The sequence below is a fragment of the Paenibacillus aurantiacus genome, assembly GCF_042431225.1.
Classification (GTDB): domain Bacteria; phylum Bacillota; class Bacilli; order Paenibacillales; family Paenibacillaceae; genus Paenibacillus_Z; species Paenibacillus_Z aurantiacus.
Genome location: NZ_JBHMDO010000033.1, coordinates 73,735 through 100,553, shown reverse-complemented (window position 1 = coordinate 100,553; position 26,819 = coordinate 73,735). Strand labels below are relative to the sequence as shown.

The 26,819-nt window shown below is 58.7% G+C and carries 20 protein-coding genes; 18 read left to right on the top strand and 2 right to left on the bottom strand.

Annotation, left to right across the window (positions count from 1 at the left end; translation table 11 throughout):
- Positions 1–175 precede the first annotated feature (175 nt).
- The 5 genes from ACFFSY_RS19420 (at position 176) to pelA (ending at position 8,869) form a co-directional block, all read left to right on the top strand.
- Positions 176–2,983 (top strand): DUF8487 domain-containing protein, encoded by a 2,808-nt coding sequence (locus ACFFSY_RS19420; RefSeq protein ID WP_377497083.1) that lies wholly within the window; start codon positions 176–178, stop codon positions 2,981–2,983.
- 237 nt (positions 2,984–3,220) lie between these two features.
- Positions 3,221–3,838 carry a stalk domain-containing protein gene (locus tag ACFFSY_RS19415; protein WP_377497081.1) on the top strand — a complete coding sequence of 206 codons (618 nt, stop codon included), beginning with the start codon at positions 3,221–3,223 and terminating at the stop codon, positions 3,836–3,838.
- Positions 3,839–4,047: 209 nt separating this feature from the next.
- The gene (locus ACFFSY_RS19410; RefSeq protein WP_377497079.1) at positions 4,048–4,227 is read left to right on the top strand and encodes a hypothetical protein; all 180 of its coding nucleotides are present in this window, start codon (positions 4,048–4,050) and stop codon (positions 4,225–4,227) included.
- Between the two features lie 294 nt (positions 4,228–4,521).
- Positions 4,522–5,400, top strand: a complete 879-nt coding sequence (locus tag ACFFSY_RS19405) for a helix-turn-helix domain-containing protein (protein WP_377497077.1) — start codon at positions 4,522–4,524, stop codon at positions 5,398–5,400.
- A 100-nt stretch (positions 5,401–5,500) separates the two neighbouring features.
- Entirely contained in the window at positions 5,501–8,869 is a 3,369-nt protein-coding gene (pelA, locus tag ACFFSY_RS19400) for a pectate lyase (RefSeq protein ID WP_377497075.1), read from the top strand.
- A 123-nt stretch (positions 8,870–8,992) separates the two neighbouring features.
- Here the strand turns inward: pelA and ACFFSY_RS19395 are convergent, their stop codons facing one another.
- Positions 8,993–10,084: a PRK06851 family protein gene (locus ACFFSY_RS19395; RefSeq protein ID WP_377497073.1), complete on the bottom strand. Its 1,092-nt coding sequence runs from the start codon at positions 10,082–10,084 to the stop codon at positions 8,993–8,995.
- A gap of 320 nt (positions 10,085–10,404) precedes the next feature.
- Between ACFFSY_RS19395 and ACFFSY_RS19390 the strand changes: the two genes are divergently transcribed.
- From ACFFSY_RS19390 to ACFFSY_RS19355, 8 genes are all read left to right on the top strand, one after another.
- On the top strand, positions 10,405–11,433 hold the full coding sequence (locus ACFFSY_RS19390) for a leucine-rich repeat domain-containing protein (RefSeq protein WP_377497071.1): 1,029 nt from the start codon (positions 10,405–10,407) through the stop codon (positions 11,431–11,433).
- Positions 11,434–11,514: 81 nt separating this feature from the next.
- Entirely contained in the window at positions 11,515–12,696 is a 1,182-nt protein-coding gene (locus tag ACFFSY_RS19385) for a serine hydrolase domain-containing protein (protein WP_377497069.1), read from the top strand.
- A gap of 222 nt (positions 12,697–12,918) precedes the next feature.
- Positions 12,919–13,497: a TetR/AcrR family transcriptional regulator gene (locus ACFFSY_RS19380; RefSeq protein WP_377497067.1), complete on the top strand. Its 579-nt coding sequence runs from the start codon at positions 12,919–12,921 to the stop codon at positions 13,495–13,497.
- A 225-nt stretch (positions 13,498–13,722) separates the two neighbouring features.
- Positions 13,723–14,541, top strand: a complete 819-nt coding sequence (locus tag ACFFSY_RS19375) for an ABC transporter permease subunit (RefSeq protein WP_377497065.1) — start codon at positions 13,723–13,725, stop codon at positions 14,539–14,541.
- Positions 14,542–14,565: 24 nt separating this feature from the next.
- Positions 14,566–15,657, top strand: coding sequence for a taurine ABC transporter substrate-binding protein (locus tag ACFFSY_RS19370; protein WP_377497063.1), 1,092 nt, complete (start codon positions 14,566–14,568; stop codon positions 15,655–15,657).
- A 47-nt stretch (positions 15,658–15,704) separates the two neighbouring features.
- Positions 15,705–16,547, top strand: coding sequence for an ABC transporter ATP-binding protein (locus ACFFSY_RS19365; RefSeq protein WP_377497061.1), 843 nt, complete (start codon positions 15,705–15,707; stop codon positions 16,545–16,547).
- A gap of 34 nt (positions 16,548–16,581) precedes the next feature.
- Positions 16,582–17,709, top strand: coding sequence for an FMNH2-dependent alkanesulfonate monooxygenase (gene ssuD, locus ACFFSY_RS19360; RefSeq protein WP_377497059.1), 1,128 nt, complete (start codon positions 16,582–16,584; stop codon positions 17,707–17,709).
- A gap of 159 nt (positions 17,710–17,868) precedes the next feature.
- Entirely contained in the window at positions 17,869–19,188 is a 1,320-nt protein-coding gene (locus ACFFSY_RS19355) for an O-acetylhomoserine aminocarboxypropyltransferase/cysteine synthase family protein (RefSeq protein WP_377497057.1), read from the top strand.
- A gap of 27 nt (positions 19,189–19,215) precedes the next feature.
- Here ACFFSY_RS19355 and ACFFSY_RS19350 read toward each other — a convergent pair whose 3' ends face one another.
- A complete protein-coding gene (locus tag ACFFSY_RS19350; RefSeq protein ID WP_377497055.1) occupies positions 19,216–20,571 on the bottom strand; it encodes an LLM class flavin-dependent oxidoreductase in 1,356 nt (451 codons plus the stop codon).
- Positions 20,572–20,904: 333 nt separating this feature from the next.
- On the opposite strand from ACFFSY_RS19350, the gene ACFFSY_RS19345 reads away from it, so the two are divergent.
- The 5 genes from ACFFSY_RS19345 to ACFFSY_RS19325 are packed head-to-tail and all read left to right on the top strand — an operon-like array spanning position 20,905 to position 26,816.
- Positions 20,905–22,644 carry a CocE/NonD family hydrolase gene (locus tag ACFFSY_RS19345; RefSeq protein ID WP_377497053.1) on the top strand — a complete coding sequence of 580 codons (1,740 nt, stop codon included), beginning with the start codon at positions 20,905–20,907 and terminating at the stop codon, positions 22,642–22,644.
- A gap of 16 nt (positions 22,645–22,660) precedes the next feature.
- Positions 22,661–23,401, top strand: a complete 741-nt coding sequence (locus tag ACFFSY_RS19340; RefSeq protein ID WP_377497051.1) for an HAD family hydrolase — start codon at positions 22,661–22,663, stop codon at positions 23,399–23,401.
- Positions 23,398–25,035 carry an ABC transporter substrate-binding protein gene (locus ACFFSY_RS19335; RefSeq protein ID WP_377497049.1) on the top strand — a complete coding sequence of 546 codons (1,638 nt, stop codon included), beginning with the start codon at positions 23,398–23,400 and terminating at the stop codon, positions 25,033–25,035. The genes ACFFSY_RS19340 and ACFFSY_RS19335 overlap by 4 nt, the downstream gene beginning before the upstream one ends.
- Positions 25,036–25,054: 19 nt before the next feature.
- Complete coding sequence (locus ACFFSY_RS19330) at positions 25,055–25,993, top strand: ABC transporter permease (protein ID WP_377497047.1); 939 nt, start codon at positions 25,055–25,057, stop codon at positions 25,991–25,993.
- A gap of 13 nt (positions 25,994–26,006) precedes the next feature.
- Entirely contained in the window at positions 26,007–26,816 is an 810-nt protein-coding gene (locus ACFFSY_RS19325) for an ABC transporter permease (protein ID WP_377497046.1), read from the top strand.
- The last annotated feature ends 3 nt before the right edge of the window (positions 26,817–26,819 follow it).

The following is a 26,819-nucleotide window of genomic DNA, read 5'->3' as shown; positions in this document are numbered from 1 at the left end:
AATCCGCTGATGAAGCGGATTTTTTTAATTCCCGGCAGTGATCAAGCATGTCTTTCGCATTTCAGGATTCACCGATTTTGCATGGAGAAATCGACTAATTTAAGCGGTATTATCGCATGTCCGGCCATGCTATAGTAGTCGCATTCAGCAGATTTTGGACAGAGGACGTGAAACGATGATTGCAAAGATCAACCTGGAAGGCACGTGGAAGCTGCAATTGGACGGAGCCAAGCAAGGCCTGCGGCTGCCGATGAACGATACGATCACCCTGCCGGGAACCACATCATACGCCGGTAAAGGGAATCCGAACGAATCCGCGCATGCCGACTGCCTGACGGACGAATATGCGTTCGAAGGTTGGGCTTGGTATACGCGCACGTTCATCATTCCAGCGGACTTGGCCGGGGAGAATGCAATGCTGTACTTGGAGCGCACTCGCGTGACGACCGTGTGGATCGACGGTCAGGAGCTGGGCACGCACGATAGTCTGAGCGCACCGCATGTCTATCCGATCGCGAATCGCTTGACGCCAGGCGAGCATACGATCACCGTTCGCGTGGACAACACGGATTATCCGACTAAAGGCGGTCATATGACATCGCGCGATACGCAGACGAACTGGAACGGCATCACGGGGAGGATCGAGCTGCAATTTTACGGTGCCGCCTATCTGGAGGATGTGCGGACGTACCCGAACGTCGAGGAGCGGACGGTTCGCATCCAGGCTAAGCTGGCCGGAGCCGAAGCAGCGGCGCTGACCGTATCGGCGGTCGCCTTCAACGCTTCGCGCTCGCATGAACCGGCGGCTCGCACGTTCGAGATCGATGGCGGCCAATTCGAAGTCGTCTATTCGCTTGGCGACGATGCGCTGCTCTGGAGCGAGTGGACTCCGAATCTATATACGCTGCGGCTGGAATTGAAGCAGGAAGGTTCGCCGTCGGAAGCGTACGAGACGACGTTCGGCCAGCGCGCATTCAAGGCGGAGGGCAACGCCTTCACGATCAACGGTACGAAGACGTTCTTGCGCGGCAAGCATGACGGAATGATCTTCCCGCTCACGGGCTTCGCGCCAACGACGGTCGAGGAATGGCTGCGCGTGCTCGAGATCGCGAAGTCGTACGGCATCAACCATTACCGGTTCCATACCTGCTGCCCGCCCGAAGCGGCGTTCGAAGCCGCGGACCGGCTGGGCATCTACATGGAGCCGGAGCTGCCGTTCTGGGGCACGGTGACCGACGAGACGTACGACAACCATAATGAAGCGGAGCAGCTTTATTTAATCGAAGAAGGGTATCGCATGCTGAAGGCGTTCGGCAACCATCCATCATTCGTTATGATGTCGCTCGGCAACGAGCTGTGGGGCAGCAAGGAACGGATCGACGGTATACTGAAGGCGTATAAAACGTTCGACAACCGTCCGTTGTACACGCAAGGGTCGAACAATTTCCAATGGGTGCCGGTTATTCTCGAGCATGAAGATTTCTTCTGCGGCGTGCGCTTCTCGCGTGACCGGCTGTTCCGGGGTTCTTATGCGATGTGCGATGCGCCGCAAGGCCATGTGCAGACAGGGCCGCAGGGGACGTTGACGGATTACGACGATATGATCATACCGCCAGACATTTCGGGTGAAGGGGCAATCGAAGGGCAATCGAGCGGAGGCGAGATTCAAATCCAGTATGGCACCGAAGCGAAGACGGTGCAGGCGGGTGCGTCCGAAGGCGTACTCGTGCCGAACGTTCCGGTCATTTCGCACGAGATTGGCCAATATCAGACCTATCCTGACTTTAACGAAATCGCGAAGTACACCGGACCGCTCAAGGCGCGCAATTTCGAGCTGTTCAAGCAGCGGCTCGCGGACCACGGGCTCGACCATCTCGCGGAACAGTATCACGCCTACTCCGGTCGCGTCGCGGTCGAAGCCTACAAGGAGGAGCTCGAGTCGGCGTTCCGTACGAAACATCTGGCCGGCTTCCAGCTGCTGGACCTGCAGGACTTTAGCGGACAAGGAACAGCGCTCGTCGGCGTACTCGATGCGTTCATGGATTCGAAGGGGCTGATCTCGCCGGAAGAGTGGCGCACGTTTTGCTCGGATGCCGTACTGCTGGCGCGGTTCGCCAAATACAATTACGAGGCGGGCGAGCAATTCGAAGCTGCGCTGCAGCTCCGCTACATGCGGCCTGAACCGCTGCTAGGATACACTCTGCAGTGGGAGCTGACGGCGGGGAATGAGCGGCTCGCACAAGGCGAAGCGGTCGCATCGGCAGAGAAATCCGGTGATTTGGTGGATATCGGCCGGATCGGATTCGCAATGCCGGATGTGCCGACAATGACGAAGACGACGCTGCGTCTGCAAATTACCGGGACGGACATCAGAAAGTCGTATCATCTATGGATATATCCAAGCGGCGTTGCTGCCGATAGCGGCGGCATCCGGCTGTTCGAGGAATTGACAGATGAAGCGGCTGCGCTGCTCGAGCGGGGCGAGCGCGTCGTCGTGATGCCAGATCTGACGCGGCTTACGAACGCCGTTGAAGGGACGTACTGCGTCGACTTCTGGTGTTACCCGATGTTCCGTTCGATCTCCGAGAGCATGAACAAGCCAGTCCCAGTCGGCACGATGGGTCTTCTGATCGACAATGAACATCCGCTGCTGAAGCGCTTCCCGAGCGATCCCCACGCGACCGAGCCGTGGCGTCAGATCGTGGAGCAGTCGCGGTCAATCATCCTCGACGGAACTAGCCGCGAGCTTCAGCCGATCGTCCAGACGATCGATAATTTCGAGCGCAACCATAAGCTGGGCACGGTGTTCGAATGCCGCGTCGGCGCGGGCAGCCTGCTTGTCTGCGCGATCGATGCCAAGCGCGCGGGGGAGACGACGGAAGGCCGACAGTTCCTTCACAGCTTGTTCGAATACGCGAGATCGGAAGAGTTCCGGCCAAGCGCGGAGCTCGAACTGACGGAGGCGCGGGAATTGCTGCGATAAGCGAGTGTGCGCTTGCCAGAATAGGCGACTGCGGCCGGGGAAGGCCGGAAGCAGTCGCCTTTTTGGCGCGCCGTCCGGCATGTTCGAGCAGGGATGCATTCGTCATTTTACGACATGAATATGACGTTATTGGCATTTTTTGTCTGGGAAATTAGCTGAAAAGTCTCTTTTGACGATGTGCTGATTTAAACGAAAATGGTACATGTTGCTTAAGCACAAGTCACAGGAGGATGAACCATGAAGAAACGTTGGATGGCAGGAATGCTCGTCGCCGCAGGCCTGCTCGTGCCTGCGACCGTCTGGGCGGCAGGCGCGCAGATCAAGGCCCAGCTGGCCCCGCAAATTATGATGCTGTTGGAGGGGCGGGTAATCGGAACGCCATCGGATGCCCCGATTACTTATAACGGCAAAACGTACGTGCCGCTCCGTCTGGTAAGCGAGTCGCTCGGCTATGAAGCCAAGTGGGACGGCCAGAATAATACGATCGCCATTACGACGCCCGAAGAGGACTATCCGCTCATTAAGAACGATGCGGTCGAGATCTTGACAGCAGAGGGCACGCATGATTTCATTACGTCGCTCAACAGCGCGTTCTTCATTGGCGGCATCAATTTGGATTTCGCCTACACGCTGACCAAAGATGTCTCCCGCCCGCCGGTCATCGTGATGGAAACGCTCAATAAAAACCATACGGTGCTGGCGAGCGAGACGAAGCTGCTGAAGACGAAAGCCGGCACGTACACCGACTTCGTAATTGGCGATAAGAACCGTCTTCCCTATAGCATCAAGATGGCGCGCGAAGATGTCATCAAGCAGATGGCCAAAGATTATTACTTCCGCATCACGGTCAAATAAACGGACGGTCTGGGACCGCCGGAAGCATTCAACCCATCATTGAGCTCCCATTCATGGAGCTTTTTTTATTGGCCAGCCGGTATATGTCATCCCGCGGAATGACGGCGATGACAAAAGTCATGACGCGGCGTAACTTCCGCGAAGATAGCGGTTCCTCTATGATAGAACCAGAAAGCATGAAGAAATAGCTTATGGATTGGAGGATCGCTATGATGGCAAATACGGTAACGGCCACACCCGCCAAGCGGAGGATCGCGTTGTTCGTATTCACGGCGCTCGCAGCCGTACTAGTGGTGCTGGCAGTCGCGGCGCTTCAACCGCCGGCAGCCGATGACGGCGTAGATGTGGCGCGACGTATCATTGTGTATCAGACGACAAGCGTGGCTTAATCCGGTCGACTGCCGGAATTTCGGTGCGCAGCAAAGGTCAATCGGTTCGGTCGCGATAAGATCAAAATTCGCCTCGCAATGACGCTTCCCCTCGAACATGTGGAAATCCGCTCCTGCAGCGGATTTTTTTCTTTTCATAGCGCAAGTTGGACACTCCGCTCAAAATAGCAACCTATGCCTATGAACACGACAAACGGTGCATATAACGGATGCGTCAAGTTGTGCTAGAGTTAGTGATACGCAAGTTGAAAGCGCATACGGATTGCGCAAACATCCGAGTCAAGGAGGTGGCTTATGAATCCGAAGCGGGATCTTGCGATACTGCTTCAACGGAACGATTTCTCGATCGCATGCAAGACCGATCTCCAGTATCCGAGGCACTTCCATTCCCATCCGGGCTATGAAATGGTGTGGCTGCGGGACGGCGCGGCTCAATATGTGTTCGAGGACAAAGTCTATGCCATGGCCAAGGACTCGCTGCTCGTATTCAAAAGCTCGTCGCTGCATAAAGTCCACGTGCCGGAGGGGAGAAAGTATGCACGGGTTGTCATTCAATTTACGCGCAACTTCTTCGGCTTCGAGCACGAAGCGCTGGAGGAATTCCAGCGCATCATGGACCGCATGACCGCGCCGCATGAGCTGCTTCAGCTCCAATCGGAAGGAGCGGGCGCGCTGCGGGGAATCGTCGACCGGCTGATGGCGGAGAACGCTTGCGACGATTTGTGGGGGAAGAAAGGCGCCATTCAGATTCATTTGCTCGAACTGCTGCTGTTTCTCTGCCGGTCCCTCCGGCGGGAGACAGGGGTTGGCGATCGGCTGGATCGCGGCACGGACAAAGCCGCGCTGACGGAGAATATCCTGCTGGAGCTTAATGCCGCCTGGAGCACGAATTGGAGCCTGGATGCGCTGGCGAGCCGGCTGCATATGAACAAGTTCTACCTGTGCCACTTTTTCAAGAAGGAGCTAGGCGTGACGATACAGCAATACATCCTGCAGAAGCGGTTCCACGAAGCGCAGAAGCTGCTGATCAATACGGATCTGCCGATTCGGGAAGTCGCCAGCCGGGTCGGCTTTGTAAGCGATTCCAACTTTATACGCGGGTTCAAAAAGCATCTTAACACGACGCCCAAGCTATTTCGCGAGTCAGCCGAAGCGCAGCAATACAAGCTCTAGACGCGGACAGCCTGATTAGCTAACCGGTCGCTTCTTCTCCGTCAGACAGCAGGCATCTCATCACAACACATTTCATTCTAAGCATCGGAAGGGGAACGTTATGAAACGAATGAAGCTTGCAGGGAAAAGCGCGTTTGTCGCCGTATTCGCGGCTGCTAGCGTAGGTGCTGCAATTACGGGCGCGTCGGGATCGTCGCTGGCTGCGGAAGAATACACGAAGGTGAATGTGCTGCTCGAGGCCGAGAAGGCGAATACGCTGCAAGGCGTCATCGTCGATACGAAGCATGCCGGGTACACGGGAACAGGCTTCACTGATTTCAATCCGAACGTGCCGGGCGGGTATTTGGAGTGGAAGGTCGACATGCCGGCGGCGGGCTCGTACACGCTGGAATTCCGTTACGCCCACGGCGGCACCGACAAACGTCCGGCCCAAATTTCGGTCAACGGCGAGATCGTCGAAGCCGAACTGGCCTTCGATCCGACGGGCGGCTTCGATAAGTGGCTGACGACCAAGACGCAAGCGACGCTCAAGGCAGGGGAAAATATCATTCGGGCGACGGCCGTCGGGGCAAGCGGCGGCGGAAATATCGACAGCCTGCGCATTCATAACGAGCCGGTCGGCGCGGAGGAGCAAGTTGAGCTGCAGGAAGCGGACCTGACCGAACTGGTCAGCGGACTTCAATTGAAGCAGCTGAAACAGCTCGGCGTAATTGCGGACGGAGCTCCGCAGGACAACGAGCCTCTGTCGCGTCTGGCGTTCATGTCGCTCGTCAACGATGCATTCGGCTTCGTGAAGGAAGAGCGGTTCAAAGGGATTGGCACGGAGACGAATGTCTGGGAGATCTCGCTGGAAGAATGGTATGCTTACGTGCTGGAAGCCGCGAAGCAAGCGGGTTATATGCAAGGTCTGCCGGATGGCACGATCGCGCCGGATAAGCCGATCAGCCGGCAGGAGGCTGCCGTTATACTAGCGGGTCTGCTCGACCTGGCTCCTAACGAGTCGGCTGCCGAGCGCTTCGGATCGCTGCCGAAATGGAGCAAAGGCGCTATCGGCGCGATGGCGGCCAAGGGCTACATGTCCGCTTCCGGCGGCGGCTTCAGTCCGGCGAAGGCGCTGACATTCGGCGAGGCGAGGGAGCTGATGGCCCGGATTGCCGCGGATCACGACATCGAGGCCGAGCACGCCGGCATCGTGGCGGTACAGGCGATTAGCGGGAATCAGCTGATCGTGACGCTGAACAGCCGATTCAACGACTTTGATTACTCGGATATCGCGATCAGCGTGCCGACTGGAAGCTGGGCTTCGCTTACGCCGAACTTCGCCAAGCTGCGCATCACCAAAGCGGCTCAAGGCGTGAATCGCTTTGGCCAAACCGTGCTTGTCCTCCATAGCGCGGATGCGTGGGATGCCAACGCGACGTATCAGTCGCCGCAGGAGGAGAAGAAATTCACGGGCGATCTCGCGCAGGCGGTCAAGCAGGCGGACAACATGCTGACTTGGCAAATGGAGCATGGCGGCTTCTCCAAAGCGATCGACTACAGCAAGCCATGGGACGGCAAGGCGAAGCGCTCGGAGTGGCTGGGGCCGAGCGGCGAAGAGCTGGGGATGATCGACAACGACGCGACCGTGAAGGAGCTTCGTTTCCTCGCGGAGGTGTACAAGGCGACTGGCGACGCGAAGTACAAAGCGGCGATCGAGAAGGGCATCGCGTTCCTGTTCTTGCTCCAGACCGATACGGGCGGGTTCACGCAGGTGTATCCGAAGCGAGGCATTCCGGGCGAGCTTGTGCAATATTCCAACTACGTCACCTTCAACGATAACGCGATGATCAACGTACTGGAGCTGATGGACGAAGCGGCGAACCGCAGCTACCCGTTCACGAGCGATCTGATTAGCGATGAGCTGGCGGCGAAGCTGAAGCAGTCCATGAACAGAGGCGTCGATTACATCCTCAAAGCGCAGATCAAGGTGGACGGCAAACTGCTCGCTTGGTGCGCGCAGCATGATCCGGTCACCTTCGAGCCGAAAGGCGCGCGCAGCTACGAGCATCCTTCCTTGTCCGGCTCGGAATCGGTCAGCATCGTGCGCTTCCTCATGAGTCGGCCTACGCCGTCGCCGGCAATCAAGGAGGCGATCCGAGGCGCGCTGACGTGGTTCGACGAGGTGAAGCTGGAAGGCATCCGCTATGTGAGCGGCGATCCGAACGGCGTCTATTTCGTCCCGGACCCCAAGGCGACGATGTGGTACCGCTTCTATGAGATCGGGACGAACAAGCCGATCTTCTCCGGCCGCGACGGCGTCATCAAATCGACGATCCAAGAGATCGAGAAGGAGCGCAGGGACGGTTATTCGTGGGGCGGGAGTTATGCGAAGCAGCTGCTAGCGGCCGCAGCCTCGACGGGCTACTTTACCGGCGGCATCTATGCCGAGGTCACGGGCCAGAATAGCAGAGACGCGAACAGCCGGACGCTGGGGCAAGGCGATGTTCACCGGGCGACGAGCATCGCGGCTCAGATGGGTCGCATACAGAGCGAGTTGGTCGTCGCGGCGGACGGCAGCGGGGATTACAAGACCGTGCAAGCGGCGATCGATGCCGTGCCGGCCGGCAATATCCACCCGGTCACGATCCGGCTGAAGAACGGCGTCTATAAGGAAGTCGTCAAGATTCCGAGAGAGAAGCCGTTCATCACGCTGGAAGGCGAAGACGCCGAGAAGACGGTCATCACGTTCGACAATTATTCCGGACGGAACAATGGAGCAGGCGGCACCTTCGGCACAAGCGGCAGCGCGACCGCGTTCATACAAGCGAATGACGTCAAGGTCCGCAACATCACGTTCGAGAATAGCACCGACGAGAGCAAAGTGACGGAAGCGAACAAGCAAGCCGTCGCCATGAACGTTAGCGGCGATCGCATCTCGTTCACGAACGTACGCTTCCTCGGCAACCAGGACACGCTGCTGACGAACGGAGGCACGCAAAATTTTAATAAGTGCTACATCGAAGGCGACGTCGACTTTATCTTCGGCGGCTCCCGTGCCGTCTTCGACGACTGCGTCATTCATTCGCTCGACCGCGGCTCAGATTCGAACAACGGGTATATTACCGCCGCGAGCACGCTCATCGACGAGTCGTATGGGTACCTCGTGCTGAACAGCAAGCTGACGAGCGACGCGGCGCCCGGCACGGTGCACCTCGGAAGGCCTTGGCATCCGGGCGGCAATCCGAACGCGATTGCGAGCGTCGTGTACATGAATACGGAGATGGGCGCGCATATCAAAGCAGAGCCGTGGACCGACATGTCCGGCTTCTCGTGGAAGGACGCCCGGTTCGCCGAATACAAGAACACCGGCCCCGGCGCGCTCGTGAACGAATCCCGCAAGCAGCTGACCGACGAGGAAGCGGCCAAGTGGACGATCGCGAACGTGTTGAAGGGGTGGAATCCTATTCTCCACTTTTACGCCAAATAGGCGCCAAGGGGTATAACCCTGCGGCGCCTTTCGCCGTTCTCGATCGATGACGGATTCCTACAGCAGATGAGGGACTACCGTCGTATTGGATGTCCGGTTCGTCCCCATCCGCGCATGCGGTGCTTACGATTCGAGCAGATTATCGAATTCTTCCTGCAGCCGCGCTCCAATGGCCTCGATGATGGAGAAGTCCACGACTGCCGAGTAGCAGCTTTTGATTTGCGCGTCGATTTGTTCGGCTGCTGCCAAGTAGGCGGTCGCTGCCTTCATTTTCGACGCGTATCGTTCTTTGATCTCGGCAAGCTCACGGGCATATTGCTCGTCGGTTCCGGGCTTCATCGAAAGCGCATACATGTCGAGGACCTCGTCACCGTCCCGGTCCGGGAAATATTCATGCGGCGCGGTGCTGTCGAAGATGGCGGTGCTCAGCTCGGGGAAAATCAACATGTCGAGGCTGTTCGGATCGAGTCCGCAATGGAAGACGCGCACGTCGACGCCTTTCTGCTCCGCCGCGGCCGCAAGCTTCTTCAGCAAGGTGGATTTGCCGGAGCCGGGTCTGCCTTTGATGAAAATCCGCCGCCGGAGCGAAGCGGTTAAGCCGGGAATATAATCGACCGCGCCTTTCGGCGTGGCCGCTCCGAAAAACAAACGGCGGCGCACGGTCGGCGTATCGTGCTCATGCCCCGCGAACAGCCCTTCGATCAATTGGCGTGTAATGTCGTCCGCTTTCCCGAAATCCATGCTGTCGATATAATAACGCTCCCATTCGTCGTGTATCCGCAGCGCGGCCGCATAGCCCTCATACGCGTTGGTATACAGTTGTGCGAGCTTCTCCTTAAGGTCCGCGACCGTCTCGATATGTTTCGCCAGACGCTCTTGGTCAACCGCCTCTGCGACGTCGATCGTGACAACCTCTCGGGCAGTCTGATCCGTAATCCCTTCGCTTACGCTCCCATCGACGATTCCCGCCTTCAAATCCGTCGCGATGATGCCGTCCAGTTCGTCGGGGCGAAGCGGGGAATGGAACAGCTCCACGTGCTGCCCTTGTTCGAGCAAGCGATCTGCCAGGCCGCGAAGGAGCGTCGATTTTCCTGTTCCGGGAGGCCCCGTCAGAATGTAGAGCCGATTCAGTCCTTGAAAAGCGGAATCGTACAAGAAATAGGCGCCGCGAGCGGTGTTGCCGCGGGCAAAGTAGTTGGCAGATTGGTCGTTCAACCTGAACACTCCTTTGCGCTTATAGAGGTCCATGCAGCCGGCACGGGCGATGCGAGACCATTCGAATAAGCGTTCATGGGATAGATGCCTACGTTCACTATATGCCATGACGTGTCAGGTGTGAATGGAAGCAGCCGTTGAAGATCAGGGTTTATTAACTCGCATAACGACGAATTTTTTATACGAAAGGGAGCAGATTTCGGATTGACGCTTCTTGAAGTTGGGAGGAGAATGGACTTGGATTGTGAAAATGTTTAGGTTTGCAAACCCGAATTGCGCCCTCGGACGGCGTTCTATGAACAAGGAGTGGTCGGATCCTAATGTACGAGTACGTATCGCGCGATCGCGTTAAAATCGGGACCTCGTTGACCGAGAAAGAAATCGATGAGTTGATTCATGATTCGGAGCTGGACGTTCTGCAGTTTTCGGAACCGCTCGACGAAGCGCTGCCGGATGCGCTAAACGAACGCTTTTTCGCGCACCGTCCAGACGTTTGGCTTCGCGTATATGGGCATTATGCCGAAGCGGCCGATTTGCGATTTCTTGCGCGCATGACGCATGTTACGAAATTATCGTTGGATTGTCTAATGGATGCGGCCAACTTGGATGCGATCGCGCATTTATGCAAATTGGAAGCGCTTAGACTCGACATTTATCAGCTGAACAGTTTGGATGTGCTATACGATGTTCCCGATTCGCTCGACTACCTGCACATCGGCAAGACGAAATCGAAGAAGCCCGATCTCTATGCCATCCAACGTTTCGGCCGACTGCGAACCTTGGAGATTTATGGGCAGAACAGGAACATCGATGCGATCCGGTACTTGAAACAACTGGACACTCTCGCGATCGGTTCGACAACGCTGGACGACGTGAGTTATTTGGCTTCTCTGCCCAAGCTCCGATCGCTGGAACTCTCCAACCTCGGACTCCGTGACATGCACGCTCTAGCGACCTTGACGAGAATTGAGCAGCTTAAGCTTTGGAACGCGAAACTGCCCGGCGATCTCTCTTTTATTTCCGGCTTGAACGCGCTGCAGGAATTGACCTTGGAAGCCATGGCATCGGTCGAGGAGCTGCCCAAGCTTTCGAATTTGCGGGATTTGCGAAGCATCCGTCTTGAGAATATGAAGAACCTGAAGCGGTTAGATGAACTGGAAGACGCGCCCGCTCTGGAGGAGTTTGCGCATTATTTCGTCGCGAAATTAACGCCGGCGCATTTCTTGCCCGTTCTTCGTAATCCGAGCGTGCGCAAAGTAAACCTCGGTTTTCAATCGGCGAAGAAATACGAAGCGTTCGAGAAGCTTGCGGTCCTGCACGGCAAAACGCCGCGCAGCTGGTACCGTTGATCTCGCCGAACCGAAGCGAAGCGAAGCAAGCTCGCCTATTAACCATCGACATTCATTCGTCAACCAAAGGGGATCGCAATCATGTTGGATTCGACCGCAATACGTCAGCTGAAAACCGCGTTAAGAGCGGGCATCGATAACAAGGAGGTAGCGGGCGCCAACCTGCTGCTGCTTAAAGAAGAACAAGAAGTTTTCTATCACGAGGACGGGTTCGCCGATTTGGAGAAGGAGACGCCCATTGCCCGAGACTCCATATTCCGCCTGTATTCCATGACCAAGCCGGTTACCGCCGCTGCCGTCATGATCTTGCTGGAACGCGGCCAGGTCGACCTGCTCGATCCGGTGAGCAAATACCTGCCGGGGTTTCGTAATCAACGGGTCGAGGTGAAAGGAGAGCTCGCGGCGGTGCGTCGGGAGATGAATCTTCGCGATTTGTTGTCCATGACTTCGGGCTTGACCTATGGCGGCGAGCACCAAGCAGGACGGGAGACGGCGGCGCTCTTCCGGGAGATCGAGACTGAATTGCTGGGCGAGCGTCCGATCGGCACCGTCGACGCGATGAATCGGCTGGGCCAATGCGCGCTCGCTTTCCAGCCGGGCGAAACTTTCGCCTACGGCACGTCAGCGGACGTGCTCGGGGCGATCGTGGAAGTCGTAAGCGGCATGCGCTACGGCGAATTTCTGCAGCAGGAACTGTTCGGACCGCTTGGCATGAAAGACACCGGGTTCTGGCTGCCCGAGGACAAGAGAGGCCGGCTCGTTCGGACCTATGCCGACAACGGGCAAGGCGGGCTGGACCTGTACGAAGGGAACCATTTGGGCATCGTGCATCGCATGGACCGCGATCCCGACTTCGAATCCGGCGGCGCGGGGCTGGTGTCGACGATCGACGATTACGCTCGGTTCGCGACCATGCTGATTAACGAAGGGAGCTTGAACGGCAGCCGGATTTTGAGGCCGAGGACGGTTCGCTACCTCGCGTCGGCCGGATTGACGCCTTCGCAGCGGCAGACGTTCAACCAAGACTGGCATTCGCTTCAAGGCTACAGCTATGGCAATCTCATGCGCGTGCTGACGGACGTCGGGCAAGGAGCCGGACTCGGCTGCGAAGGGGAATACGGCTGGGACGGCTGGCTGGGCGCTTATTTTTGCAATTGTCCCGCCGAGCGGCTAACGTTCCTGTTCATGATCCAGAAGAAGGACGCGGGCACGATATCGCTGACAAGGAAACTGCGCAATATTGTGTTTAGTTCGCGTGAATAGATCCATCTCGTGCTCGCGGACAAAGCAGATCCGGATGCGCTGCTTATGGAACCCCAATTACGCCTCGAACCGCAAAGGATGATCGCCAAAACGGCGTCATCCTTTTTATGTTGTCTACGAATGCGCACGCATCATAAAATCATACTAATCGCATGGGAATTATAAAAATAATCGTTGACTACTAAACCGTCCAGACCGTATAGTAAATCAGGAGGTGCTGCCATGAATCGTAATTCCAAGCGCGACAAGATTCTGATGGTCGCCTGCAGGCTCGTCCGAGAGATGGGCGCATCGCATCTCACGCTGGACGCGGTCGCCCGGGAAGCGGGAGTCAGCAAAGGCGGCTTGCTCTACCACTTTCCGACCAAGGAAGCGCTTATTCAGGCCGCCTTGAACGACTTCTTGGACCGATTCGATTCGGACACCGACGCGGAGGCGACGCGCAATACGGCGCTGAACAACGGATGGGCGCAAGCTTACCTCATCCAGACGTTCGACATCAGCAAGGACGATCTGCAGATGAGCTTCGGCATCTTGGCCGCCGCCGCCAACAACCCGGACCTGCTCGCGCCGATGCGTCAGCGTTATGACCTGTGGCAGAGCCGGATGACCGCCGAATGCAAGGATCCCGTGGAAGCCACGGTCGTCCGGCTTGCCGCCGACGGCTTGTTCTTCTGCGAACTGTTCAATTTCGCTCCGTTGGAAGGCCAGCTTCGGGCGGACGTGCTCGCATACCTCTTAACGAAGGTCGAGAACAAACGTCCAGAGACGCGAGAAGCGGATCGGCTTCCACAACCATGAACGCGCAATGCCAACCCCCAACACGTTTCATCACCCTCTACCTGACGACAGGAGAGACGATCGCAAGCACCTGGCCGGATGAAAGGCCGAACGTTTCGATTGGATGCTCTCGTCTTGTCGTCTGAACCGATAGTTTCCTCTTCGTTTACAGACCAATTCGATTCCCGATGAACGATTCTGCCATAGCCTTTCATCCCGTCTGCAAGTTCAACCCGAGGGAAGGAAGTGAAGGTTATCGATGCTAAACTCGAACGGTCCGCGACAACCCGGATCGGTCTGAAAGGCGGCTCCTACGCTGCCGTATCCGCGTTGTCCGTCGGCGTCGTCTTCTTCGCCTGGTGGCTCACAAGCCGCAACGGCTGGGTCAATCCGTTGTTTCTGCCGTCGCCGGCCGACGTATGGTCTGCCTTCGTCTCGATGGCGCGGGAGGGCTACAAAGGAACAGGGCTGCTGGCGCACATCGGCGCGAGCCTGCAGCGAATCGGAATCGCGCTGGCACTCGTCTTCGTCACGGCCGTGCCGCTCGGCATTCTGTGCGGCCGAATTCGGCTGCTGCGGGCGGTCTTCGATCCGTTCATCGAGTTCTACCGGCCGCTGCCGCCGCTAGCCTACTATTCGCTGCTGGTACTTTGGTTCGGCATTCAGGATACGTCCAAAATCATCCTGCTGTTCCTGGGCGGATTCGCGCCGATGTTCATTGCCGCCGTCTACAGCGCGCGCCGGATTCCGGTCGACCGGATTAACGGAGCCAAGTCGCTCGGCGCGAAGAAAATCAAGCTGTATCTATTCGTCATCTTCCCGTCCTGCCTGCCGGATCTGCTGACCGGTCTGCGCACCGCGGTAGGGGTCACCTACTCCACCTTGGTCGCGGCGGAGATGATCGCCGCCGTGTCCGGCATCGGCTGGATGGTGCTCGATGCCAGCAAATATTTGCGAAGCGACATTATTTACGCCGCCATCATCATCATGGGAATCATCGCGATTCTTATCGATTCGGCGATTCGGTCGCTGATCAAGCGCGTATCGCCGTGGATCGAACATTAACCGAGTGAAAAAGGAGTTATCGCTATGAATCTACTTACGCATGCCAAGTCCCGTCTGACCACCGTCTTCATGCTGCTGGCGCTTGTCCTGCTGACCGCCGCGTGCGGCGGCAGCGCCTCGAACGAACCGGCGAGCACGAAAGAGACCGCCGCCGCGGAGGGGAATGCCTCTTCCGGAAGCACGGACGCGCTCCCGCAAGAAATCCGGATCGGCTACCAGGTATCGCCGAACGGCGAATTGGTCGCGAAGGCGCTCGGCCTTGCGGAGAAGAAGTTTCCCGGGGTGAAAATATCCTGGCTCAAGTTCGATTCCGGCCGCGACGTGAATACCGCGATCGCCAGCGGAAGCATCGACTTCGGACTTGTCGGAACTCCTCCGGGCGCGTCTGGCATCGCCCAGGGCCTGCCGAACAAGGTGTACTATATTCACGACGTCATCGGCGAGAGCGAAGCGCTCGTCGTCCAAGAGAAGTCCGGTATCCAATCGCTGCAGGATCTAGCGGGCAAAACGATCGCCACCACGTTCGGCTCGACCTCGCACTTCAGCCTGCTGTCGGCGCTGGGGCAAGCCGGCGTCGATCCCGCTAGCATCAAGCTGATCGACATGCAAGCGCCCGACCTGCTTGCGGCCTGGCAGCGCGGCGACATCGACGGCGCTTATACGTGGCAGCCGGTCCAATCGAAGCTGCTCGCCGAGAAGGGCAAGGTCATCGTCACCTCGAAGGAAGTCGCGGACAAAGGCGCGTTGACGGGCGAATTCGGCGTCGTGCACGACGATTTCATCGCCAAGTATCCGGAGGCCGTCAAGCAGTACATCGACGTGCTCGACGAAGGCACGAAGTATTACCGGGATCATCCGGAAGAAGCGGCCGAAGCGCTGTCCAAGGAGCTTGGTTTGTCCCCGGAAGAAACGCTGAAGGCGATGAACGAAATCACCGTTCTCGACAAGGCTGCGCAATCCGATCCGAAGTATCTCGGCACGCCGGAGCAGCCCGGCGCGTTCGCGGCGCTGCTGAAGCAGACGGCGGATTTCCTCGTGGAGCAGCAATCGATCAAGAGCGCGCCGGAGCTGGACGTCTTCCAGAAGGCGCTGCTGAGCGACCTGTACGCCCCATAATGGGCGTTGATTCGTCAAAGAAAGGCAATAGAAAGGCGGAATGGACCATGAGCGTAGCGGAACAAACTTCACGCGCGGAGATCGGACCGACGGCAGAACGCGCCGCGGACTTGAGCGACTCGCGGCCCAGCATCCAGTTGAAGGAGCTGTCGCTCTCCTATCGCCAAGGCGGCAGCGAATTCCGCGTCTTGGAGCGGATCGATCTTGCGCTCGCGCAAGATGAATTCGTCTGCGTGCTCGGCCCGTCCGGCTGCGGCAAGTCGTCGCTGCTGAATATCATTGCCGGATACTTGAAGCCCACAGGCGGCACCGTCGCCATTGACGGCGAGGCGCATATCGAGCCGACGCCTCAAGTGGGCGTGGTGTTCCAGCATGCGAATTTGTTCCCTTGGCTGACCGTAGCCGGGAACGTCGAGTTCGGCCTGCGCATGGCGGGCATGTCGAAGAAGGAACGGAAGCAACAAGCGGCTCATTACATCGAGATGGTCGGGCTTGAAGCGGCAGCTTCGCGGCTCCCGCACCAGCTCTCCGGCGGCATGAAGCAGCGGACGGCGCTGGCGCGGACGCTGGCGACCGGGCCCCGCATCGTGCTGATGGACGAACCGTTCAGCGCGCTCGACGCGCAGACGCGGGAATCGATGCAGGAGCACGTGCGCCGAATCTGGGAGCAGACGCGCCGCTGCTTCTTCTTCATCACGCACGACGTGGACGAAGCGCTGCTGCTCGGACGGCGGATTATCGTCATGCAGCCGAATCCCGGCCGCATCGTGCACGATTTTCGCAATCCGCTCTTTCCCGATGCGGAGACGCCCGATTCGCGAACGCTTCGATCGGACCATACGTTCGCCGAGCTGCGGCGGCAGCTGGTCTCGTTAATCGCCGGCGGTTAAACCAACCACAACAGTAGAGGAGACACCGGTTTGCATGGAAATGTTTTGGTATTTGCCCACGATGGGGGATGGAAGGTACTTAGGTACGACGCGCGGCGCCCAAATTACCGACCTGCATTATTTTCGGCAGATCGCCCAGGCGGTGGATCGCCTTGGCTTCACGGGCATGCTGGTGCCGACCGGCCATGCCTGCGAAGACGGCTGGGTCGTCGCATCGGCGCTCATTCAAGCAACCGAACGGTTGAAGTTTCTCGTCGCCGTGCGCCCGGGAGGCACATCGGTAAGCATCGCCGCCAGGATGGCCGCCTCGTTCGACCGGTTATCCGCGGGTCGGCTGCTCATTAATGTCGTTACCGGCGGCGATCCGGTCGAAATGAAAGGGGACGGGATATTCCTCCCGCATCGCGAGCGGTACGAAATCACCGACGAGTTTCTGCAAGTGTGGAAGCGGCTGATGGCCGGGGAGGATGTCACGTTCCAAGGCAAGCATATTCAAGTCGAAGGGGCCAAGCTGCAGTACGGTCCGTTCAGCCGGCAGTCGCCGCCGCTGTTCATCGGCGCTTCATCCCAAGCCGGGCACGAGGTGGCGGCTAAGCATATCGACACGTACTTGACGTGGGCGGAGACGCCCGCGATGGTCGCCGAGAAGATCGCCGACGTCCGCAGGCGGGCCAGCCAGTTGGGCAGAAGCGTCAGCATTGGACTTCGCGTGCAAATCATCGTGCGCGACACGGCCGAGGAAGCATGGGAGGCGGCTCGCAAGCTCGTCCAATTCGTGACCGAGGAGGACGTGGAGGAAGCGCAGTCGGTGCTGGACCGGTTCGACTCCGTCGGACAGCGGCGGATGACGCAGTTGGTGCGCGAGCACCGGGACGCGCCGGAGATCAGTCCCAATCTGTGGGCCGGTATCGGCCAGGTCAGAGGCGGCGTAGGCACGGCGCTCGTCGGCAGCGCCGACGAAGTCGCGCGGCGGCTGCTCGAATACGCCGACCTGGGCATCGACAAATTCATTTTGTCGGGCTACCCGCACTTGGAAGAGGCGTACCGGGTGGCGGAGCTGTTATTCCCGCGGCTGCCGGTCGCGTATTCGCAGCGGCCGGTCGATCCGGATTGGACGCCAATGGGCGAGCTGATCGCCGAGAACCGGAAGCCGAAGTCGTAAGAGGGTTGACAAACCGGAACATCATTGCCATAATAATCACACTTAACTGCTTGGAAAAATATGTTTTCATGCCGTTGACCAGATTACTGGAGACCGACGCGCCGCCCGCCTCCGCGGGATGCGATCGGTCTTATTTCATTTCGGGGAGATGAGCGGACGATGAGCGAGCAACAGAAAGAACGCAAGTGGAAGTTCGATACACTGCAGGTTCATGCGGGTCAGCAAGCGGACCCGGTCACGGGGGCGAGGGCCGTCCCGATTTATCAAAGTACCTCGTTCGTCTTCAAAAACACCGATCACGCCCGCGCCGTTATCAACTTCGAGGAATTAGGCAACGTGTACTCGCGCATCAGCAACCCGACGAACGAGGTGCTCGAGCAGCGGATCGCCGCGCTCGAAGGCGGCGTCGGCGCGTTGGCCGTCGCATCGGGGTCCGCGGCCGTTACGTACGCGATCTTCAATCTCGCCGGCGCAGGGGACGAGATCGTGGCGGCCTCCACGCTATACGGCGGGACGTACAATCTGCTCGACGTTACGCTGCCGAAGCTTGGCATTACGACGGTGTTCGTGCAGCCGGACGAGCCCGAGCGGTTTCGCGATGCGATCACGGACCGAACCAAGGCCGTCTTCATCGAATCGATCGGCAATCCGGGCCTGAACATTCCGGACATCCGCGCGATCGCGGATATTGCGCATGAACGCGGCATCCCGCTTATCGTCGACAATACGTTCGGAACGCCGTATCTCCTTCGGCCGCTGGAGCACGGGGCGGACATCGTGGTGCATTCCGCGACCAAATATATCGGCGGCCACGGCACTTCGATCGGCGGACTCATCGTGGACGGCGGCAAGTTCGATTGGACAACCGGCAAATTCCCCGGCTTCACCGAGCCGGACCGAAGCTACAACGGGCTTCGTTATGTCGAGAAATTCGGCGAGCTCGCCTTTATTACGAAGGTTCGCACCCAGTTCCTGCGGGACATCGGCGCCGCCATCAGTCCGTTCAATTCGTTCCTGCTGCTGCTCGGGCTCGAAACGCTGTCGCTCCGCGTCGAGAGGCACGTCGGCAACGCGAAGCGCATCGCGGCGTTCTTGGATGCGCATCCGGACGTGGCTTGGGTGAATTATCCGGGATTACCGGGGAGCCCCTATCACGAGCTGTCGCGGCGCTACTTCCCGAAAGGGCCGGGGGCGATCTTCACCTTCGGATTGAAGGGCGGCTACGAGGCGGCGGATCGGTTCATTAACGCGCTGGAACTGTTCTCGCATCTGGCCAACGTAGCGGACGCCAAATCGCTCGTCATCCACCCGGCCAGCACGACGCATGCCCAGCTGTCGCCGGAGGCGCAGCAATCGGCAGGCATTACGCCGGACCTTATCCGGCTGTCCGTCGGCATCGAAGATCCGGACGATCTCATCGCGGATTTGGAGCAGGCGATCCGGCGCGCCGCGCTCCCGGTCGAGAGCGCGGGCGCTTGATCCTTCCCGGCATCGAGTACGCGCATCCTAAGTTGCGGGAGACTCGGCGCGCCGGCTGGCCGCATATCGGTTAGGCGGAGCTTGCAGCCCGATATGCCCCCGAAGCGTGTCCGCCGCGTATTCCTGACGGAATAACCCCCGCGCCTGCAAGAGCGGCACGACATGGCGGACGAAGTCGTCCAAGCCTTCCGGCAGCGCGGGGGCCATCAGCATGAAGCCGTCCGCCGCGCCGCCGCGGAACCAGAGCTCGAGCGTATCGGCGATCTTCTCGGGCGTGCCGACCAGATGGTCGCCGCTGAACGAGCCGATGATGAGCGAGTAGATTTCGCGCAGCGTCGGATTCTCGCGGGCGATGACGGGCTTGTGCTTGCGGTAATCGGGATTCGCGGCTTCCAGCATGTCGAGTCCCGCTTCCCGGGCGGTCGTCTCCGTCGTGAAAGGGCTGAAGTCGATTTCCTTGAAATAATCGGCCAAGAAGCCCAATATCTCGCTCTCGCCCAGCAAAGATTCCAACGTTCTCCGCTTGGCGACGGCCTCCTCCTCGGTCGCGCCGATAACGGGCGAAATGCCTTGAAGAATATAGACGTCATCCGGGTTGCGCCCCGCGGCCGCCGCCTTCGCTTTGAAATCCGCATAGTAGGCTCTCGCATCCTCGTAATTATATTTAATCGCAAAGACGACTTCGGCGAACCGGGCAGCGAACCGCTGTCCGGCTTCCGAATTGCCCGCCTGCACGAGCAGCGGGTAGCCTTGCGGCGAACGGGCGATATTGAGCGGGCCTTCGACCGCGAAAAATTCGCCGCGATGATGGATGCGATGCAGCTTGGACGGGTCGAACAGTTTGCCGGATGCCTTGTCGTAAAGAAATGCATCATCCTCCCATGAATCCCATAAGCCGAGCACCGCATCCACGAATTCGGTCGCCCGTTGGTAACGGTGCTCGAGCTCGAAATGCTTCTCGGCGCCGAAGTTGCGCGCCGTATTGCCGGATAGGTCGCGGGTGGTGACGATATTCCATCCGGCGCGGCCTTTGCTGATCCGGTCGGCCGACAGGAGGAGCCGGGCAAGATTGAAGGGCTCGATATACGAGGTCGAAGCGGTCGCGACGAGCCCGATCCGCGAGGTGGCGACGGAGAGGGCGGCGATCAGCGTAATCGGCTCGAACCGGTTCAGAATGTTCGGGTGGGACTGCTCGTTAATGGCAAGACTATCCGCCAGGAAGACGAAGTCGAACGCGCCGCGTTCCGCCGTTCTGGCAAGCCGTACGTAATAATCGATGTCGATGCTCGCGCCGGGCAGCGCATCCGGCAGGCGCCATGAGGCGGCATGCATGCCCGTGCCGACGAGATAGGCGGACAGCTTCATTTGCTTCTTGTTGGTCATGGTTATCGCTCCTTCGTTCCGAATAATGAGAAAGAGACGCTTCCGCATAAGCGAAGGCGTCTCCAGCGATCTGGTAGAACCAGGGAAATAAATATATTCAAATGCTACGACCGCGCGCATGGAATGTCAACTCGAAGCGAACAAATAAAGGGTTGGAAGATTCTGTAGATGCATGATAGAATTAGGTTAAAGCCGATTAATATAATCGGAATTATATAAATTCACCAGTCGACTGGAGATGTCTCCTCCCCCTGATCATCACGATCCGGGTGAGCGGCATCTTTTTTATTTTCCGGTTCGATTAGGGGTTCGAGAAGGGGGGAGACGCCAGCTATGGCTATTAGCGCGTTCGTCGACGTCATCGTCGAACGGGATGTTCCCGTTCCGATGCGCGACGGCGTCCGATTGTACGCGGACGTGTATCGGCCGGCGGAGGGGGGACCTTATCCGGTGCTGCTGCTTCGGACGCCCTATAACAAGGCGGACGCCCAGACCATGAACTATGCGCATCCGCAATGGTACGCTCGCCATGGTTATGTCGTCATCGTGCAGGATACGCGGGGCAGGTGGTCGTCCGAAGGGGAGTTCTCCCCGTATCAGCGCGAAGGAGCGGATGGCGTCGACACGATCGCCTGGGCAGCTGATCTGCCCTATGCCGCGGAGAAGGTCGGCATGTACGGCTTCTCGTATTGCGGCGCGGTTCAATGGCTGGCGGCCGCGGAAGCGCCGCGTCAATTAGCCTGCATCGCGCCCGGCATGATCGGTTCCGACGCGTATCAAGGGAAGACCTATACGAATGGCGCATTCGCGCTTGCCGCGATGCAGTCTTGGGTGATGTTCGCTGCACAGGATACGGCTCTCCGGAAGGGAAGAGGGGACTGGGCATCGGAGTTGAACGCTCATTATGCGGGCATCCACCATTTTTACAAGAAGCTGCCGCTGAACGATCCTCCGGAACCAATGAAGGAACTGGCCCCTTACTATACGGAATGGCTGCGCCGCCCGCTGCGGGACGATTACTGGGCTTCGCGTTCGCTGCGGGAGCGGTACGAGTCGATCCGCGTGCCCGCCTTGCACATCGGGGGCTGGTATGATCTGTTCATTGAGGGGACGATCGAAAATTTCAACGGCGTGCGAGGCCGCGGAGCGAACGCGCAAGCGCGCGAGCATCAATATTTGTTCATCGAGCCTTGGTTCCATATGCCATGGTCCCGCTATGTCGGCGAGCTCGACTTCGGTCCGGAAGCGGCGAACCGCATCGACATTCTGCAGCTGGCCTGGTTCGACTGGTGGTTGAAGGACATACGCCCGGACGAGCCGCCGCCGAAAGTGCGGTATTTCGAGATGGGACGCAACGTCTGGAGGGAAGCGGACAGCTGGCCTCCGGCGCAGGCGAGCCAAGGCGAGCGGCGTGCCGCCTATTATTTGCGCAGCGCCAGCCGAGCTAACTCCATCAATGGCGACGGCGAGTTGTCCACGGAGCCGGCCGGCGATGAGTACCCCGATGTATACGTGTATCATCCGTCCATTGCCGTTCCCGCAATCGGCGGCCGCTCGGGCGCCGTGCCGGATCTGACGCCGATGGGGCCGAAAAACCAGCTCCCGGTCGAGATTCGCAACGACGTGCTCGTGTATACTTCGGCTCCGCTCGTCGAGGACGTGGCGATCGCCGGCGAGATTACGTTCGAGCTGTATGCCGCCACGACGGCCGAAGATACGGATTTCGTCGCCAAACTGGTCGACGTGCATCCCGATGGTCGCGCGTACAACATCGCCGAAGGGATTATCCGGGCAAGTTATCGACACGGACTGGACAAACGCGTGCCGGTGCCGAGCGGGGAGATCATCCGCTATGCATTCTCCCTGGGTTCCGTCGCCGCGGCGTTCTTGAAAGGGCATGCCATCCGGCTGGACGTGACGAGCTCGCTCTTCCCTACCTTCGACCGCAATCCGAACCGGGTTGCCAATCCGGGCGAAATCACAGAAGCCGACTTCGCGACGGCGACCCAAACGATCTATCATGACGCGCAGCGCCCGTCCCGGGTATGGCTGCCGGTCGTGTATGGAACATGAAAGGCGGCAATCGGCGATGACGATATCCTTCATTTGGTTTGACTTGGGTTATACGCTCGTGTATCAAGACAGGGAGACGGTATACCGCGAATACCTGCTTGCGCAAGGCATCGATCTTCCGCTCGGCCGGATCGAAGAGGCCTACCATTTGGCCGATAAGCTGTTCATGCGCCACTACCCCGGCGCGCTAGGCCAAGAGTGGGACAGCTTCTATCCCTGGTACCTCGGCGTGCTCAACTATTCGCTCGGCGTACGATTTCCCTTGGCGGCGCAAGCGGCGGCGTTGAATGAAGGACAGCGGCGAAGAGGCTCGCGCTGGCAGGCGTATCCCTTCGTCGCCGATATCCTGCAATGGCTGAAGGAACGCGACTATGGCGTGGGGCTGATCAGCAATTGGGATCATACGGCCAGGATCGTGCTGGAAGAGAACGGGCTGGCTTCTTATTTCGATCATATCGTCGTCTCCTCGGAGGTTAATATGGCGAAGCCGGATACGCGCATCTTCCAGCTTGCGGCACAGAACGCCGGCGTACTGCCCGAGCATTGCCTATACATTGGCGACAATTATTACGATGACGTGGCGGGCAGCGTCCGCGCCGGCATGGCCGCATGCCTGGTCAACCGGTTTGGACAGCTCGGCATCGAAGAACTGCCGCCTGTCGCGCGCATCGATTCGGTGGCCGAGCTGCCGCGACTGTTGGCGCGAGCCAACGATCAACGAACGAACCATACATTTGAGCGGAGGAATGTCCTTTGATAAACCAACGTACTTCCCGACATCTGCTTACCATTCTGACCTTGATCACGATCATGCTGTTCGTCGCTGCTTGCGGAGGCAATAACGAATCGGGGAACGCCGATAGCGGGAATAAAGCGGCATCGAATTCGTCCAACCAGACTGCCGAAGGCGGCGAGAACAAGGAGACGCCCGCCGCGGATTCAGCCGGAGAGGCGAGCGCGCCGGGAGGCAAGAAGGCCGGCGGCGACGTCGTCGTCATCATTCCGCAGGATTTGGATTTTCTGGATCCGCATTTGGCCGTCGCGGCCGGTACGAACGAGGTGCTGTTCAACGTATTCGAAGGGCTGCTTAAGCCGAACGAGAAGGGCGAGCTTTATCCGGCCGTCGCCGAATCGTACCAAATATCCCCGGATGGCTTAACGTACACGTTCAAACTGCGCGGCGGCGTGAAAATCCATAACGGTAATCCCGTGACCGCGGAGGACGTGAAGTATTCGTATTCGCGCCTGGCCGGGATAGGCGCCGAGAAGCCGCTTCAGCCGCAATACGCCGGCATCGCTTCGGTCGAAGCGCCGGACGCCTCGACCGTCGTCATTCAACTGAAACAGAACGATTCCTCGTTCCTGACGGCGCTGACGGGCGCGATCATTCCGAAGGGTTATGAAGACGGCAACAAACACCCGATCGGCACCGGTCCGTTCAAGTTCAAGGAATATTTGCCAGGCCAGAAATTGTCCGTGGAGAAGTTCGCCGATTACTACGTCAAAGACGTTCCGTCGCTGGATCAGGTCGAATTCCGCATCATTACGGATCCGGAAGCGTCGCTGCTGGCGTTAAAATCAGGCGAGGCCGACATCTATCCACGGATCGGGACGGAGCGTCTGGAGGAATTGGGCGATGCGTTCAACGCGGTCAGCGGCCCGCAAAACCTGGTGCAGCTGGTGGCGTTCAATATGGTCAAAAAACCGTTCAACGACATCAAGGTGCGCCAGGCGATCAACTATGCGGTTAACAAGGATGAAATCATCGAAGGCGTCGCGATCGGCAAAGGAACGAAGCTCGGCTCCAATCTAAGTCCGGTGCTGGCGAAATATTATCAGCCGGGGCTCGAGGATCTGTACGCGACCGATATCGAGAAGGCGAAGAGCCTGCTGGCCGAAGCCGGATATCCGGATGGTTTCGAGACGACGCTGTCCGTGCCGTCCAATTATCAATTCCACGTGGACACCGCCCAGGTCATCGCGCAGCAGCTGGCGCAAATCGGCGTCAAGGTCAATATCGAGCCGGTCGAGTGGGCGGTGTGGCTGGATCGCATCTACAAAGGCCGCGATTACGAGACGACGATCATCGGGCTCGACGGCAAGCTGGATCCGAATCAAATTCTGAGCAAGTACTTGTCGGATGCCGACAACAATTTCTTCAATTACAAGAATGCCGAGTTCGACGCGACGCTCAAGTCCGCCGTGACGGAAGTCGACGATGCCAAGCGGGTGGAGCTGTACAAGAAAGCGCAGACCATTCTGGCTCAAGACGCGGCGGCCATCTATATCATGGATCCGAACCTGAACGTGGCGCTCGCCAAAAATTTGGCCGGCTACAAGCAGTACCCGCTGTACGTTCAGGATTTGTCGACCGTCTACTTCACGGAATAAGATCGGACGTGATTGGAACATGAATTTCTATGCGAGGCGCATTCTGACGCTGCTGCTGACGGTGTTGTTCGTCGCGGTGATTACGTTCGCCGTCTTCCGGATCGTGCCCGGCAATCCCGCGCTTGCGATTCTGGGACCGGAGGCGACGAACGACCAGATCGCGCGGCTTGAAGCGGAGCTGGGCACGGATCGGCCGCTGCCCGAGCAATTCGCGGATTGGCTGGGCAGCGCGGCCGTTCTGGATTTTGGCCAATCGCTGCGCTTCTCCGAACCGGTGCTGTCCTTGATCGCCAGCCGCTTCCCGGTGACGCTGACCCTTGCGCTGCTGGCGCTTGGAATCACCGTCATAACGGCCGTTCCGCTCGGCATTCTAGCCGCCCGTTCGCGCGGCAAGCTGGCGGATATCGTCGTTTCGCTCTGCACGCAGTTCGGGCTTGCCGTGCCTTCCTTTTGGACGGGCATTCTGCTAATCCTGCTGTTCGGTTTGACATTGAAGTGGTTCTCGGTCAGCACATACGTGCCCTGGACGGACAACCCGCTGCTGGCCTTCAAATCGACCGTGCTTCCCGCCTTCGCGCTTGCGATCCCGCAGATCGCGGTCGTCGTGCGTTACTTGCGTACGGCCATGCTCGACCAATTAAGCCAAGATTACGTGCGAACGGCCAAAAGCAAAGGGCTGTCGGACCGCTCGATCTATTACCGGCACGTGCTGAAGAACGCGCTGCTGCCGGTCGTTACCGTCGTCGGCATCAATTTCGGCGAGATTCTCGCCGGCAGCCTCGTCATCGAACAGGTGTATACGCTGCCCGGATTCGGGAGTTTGCTTATTACGGCCATCGGCAATCGCGATTATCCGCTCGTGCAGGGCATGGTGCTGATCATCGCGCTGATCGTCGTATCGGTCAATTTCGTCGTCGATCTATCGTATCGCTGGATGGATCCGAAAATCCGTTATTAATCGAGGAGATGCCATGAAGTCCAACACCAGCATTAATTTCCGGCTAGGCCTCTTCTTCGTCGGCATCCTTGCGGCGCTGATGGCCGTGAGCTTCGTCTATACGCCGTATGACGCCAACGTCATGAGCATGAAGGAACGACTTCACGGACCGAGCTTCGCGCATCCGCTCGGCACGGACAATTTCGGACGCGATGTGCTTAGCCGGATTATGGTCGGTGCCCAGACCGCGTTCCTCGTCGGCAGTTTGTCCACCGTTATCGGCCTCGCCGGCGGCTTCACGGTCGGCACGCTCGCCGGCTATGCCGGCAAATGGGTCGACGAAGCGCTGATGCGGGCGACGGATGCGCTGCTAGCTTTCCCCGGCATTTTGCTGGCGCTCGTGCTTGTCACTGTCTTTAAGCCGAGCCTCTTCCAGACGATTCTCGCGATCGGCATTTTGTCCGTGCCGACTTTCGCGAGGGTCATCCGCGGCGGCGTCCTTCAGCACCGCGAAGCGGAGTACGTCAAAGCGGCAAGAGGGCTCGGCGCCTCCCATTGGAACGTCATCTTCGTGCAGATCCTGCCGAACATCGTCTCCTCGATCGTAACGACGGCCGCGCTTAGCTTCTCGACCGCCATTCTCGTGGAAGCCGCGCTCAGCTATCTGGGACTCGGCGTGCAGCCGCCCGATCCGAGTTGGGGAAGGATGCTGAATGAAGCGCAGGGTTATATGGCGAAGGCGCCTTGGTTCACGCTGGCGCCAGGACTGATGATTACGCTGTCGGTGCTCGGATTCAATCTGCTCGGCGACGGCATCCGCGACTTGCGGGACAACAAAGCATAGGAG

What these genes read in the sequence shown, in the direction of transcription:
- ACFFSY_RS19390 (WP_377497071.1), top strand. Translation starts at nt 10,405, where the DNA reads ATGTACGAGTACGTATCGCGCGATCGCGTTAAAATCGGGACCTCGTTG.
- ACFFSY_RS19365 (WP_377497061.1), top strand. Translation starts at nt 15,705, where the DNA reads ATGAGCGTAGCGGAACAAACTTCACGCGCGGAGATCGGACCGACGGCA.
- ACFFSY_RS19350 (WP_377497055.1), bottom strand. Translation starts at nt 20,571, where the DNA reads ATGACCAACAAGAAGCAAATGAAGCTGTCCGCCTATCTCGTCGGCACG.
- ACFFSY_RS19340 (WP_377497051.1), top strand. Translation starts at nt 22,661, where the DNA reads ATGACGATATCCTTCATTTGGTTTGACTTGGGTTATACGCTCGTGTAT.
- ssuD (WP_377497059.1), top strand. Translation starts at nt 16,582, where the DNA reads ATGGAAATGTTTTGGTATTTGCCCACGATGGGGGATGGAAGGTACTTA.
- ACFFSY_RS19385 (WP_377497069.1), top strand. Translation starts at nt 11,515, where the DNA reads ATGTTGGATTCGACCGCAATACGTCAGCTGAAAACCGCGTTAAGAGCG.
- ACFFSY_RS19410 (WP_377497079.1), top strand. Translation starts at nt 4,048, where the DNA reads ATGATGGCAAATACGGTAACGGCCACACCCGCCAAGCGGAGGATCGCG.
- ACFFSY_RS19345 (WP_377497053.1), top strand. Translation starts at nt 20,905, where the DNA reads ATGGCTATTAGCGCGTTCGTCGACGTCATCGTCGAACGGGATGTTCCC.
- ACFFSY_RS19370 (WP_377497063.1), top strand. Translation starts at nt 14,566, where the DNA reads ATGAATCTACTTACGCATGCCAAGTCCCGTCTGACCACCGTCTTCATG.
- ACFFSY_RS19420 (WP_377497083.1), top strand. Translation starts at nt 176, where the DNA reads ATGATTGCAAAGATCAACCTGGAAGGCACGTGGAAGCTGCAATTGGAC.
- ACFFSY_RS19415 (WP_377497081.1), top strand. Translation starts at nt 3,221, where the DNA reads ATGAAGAAACGTTGGATGGCAGGAATGCTCGTCGCCGCAGGCCTGCTC.
- ACFFSY_RS19380 (WP_377497067.1), top strand. Translation starts at nt 12,919, where the DNA reads ATGAATCGTAATTCCAAGCGCGACAAGATTCTGATGGTCGCCTGCAGG.
- pelA (WP_377497075.1), top strand. Translation starts at nt 5,501, where the DNA reads ATGAAACGAATGAAGCTTGCAGGGAAAAGCGCGTTTGTCGCCGTATTC.
- ACFFSY_RS19355 (WP_377497057.1), top strand. Translation starts at nt 17,869, where the DNA reads ATGAGCGAGCAACAGAAAGAACGCAAGTGGAAGTTCGATACACTGCAG.
- ACFFSY_RS19325 (WP_377497046.1), top strand. Translation starts at nt 26,007, where the DNA reads ATGAAGTCCAACACCAGCATTAATTTCCGGCTAGGCCTCTTCTTCGTC.
- ACFFSY_RS19330 (WP_377497047.1), top strand. Translation starts at nt 25,055, where the DNA reads ATGAATTTCTATGCGAGGCGCATTCTGACGCTGCTGCTGACGGTGTTG.
- ACFFSY_RS19405 (WP_377497077.1), top strand. Translation starts at nt 4,522, where the DNA reads ATGAATCCGAAGCGGGATCTTGCGATACTGCTTCAACGGAACGATTTC.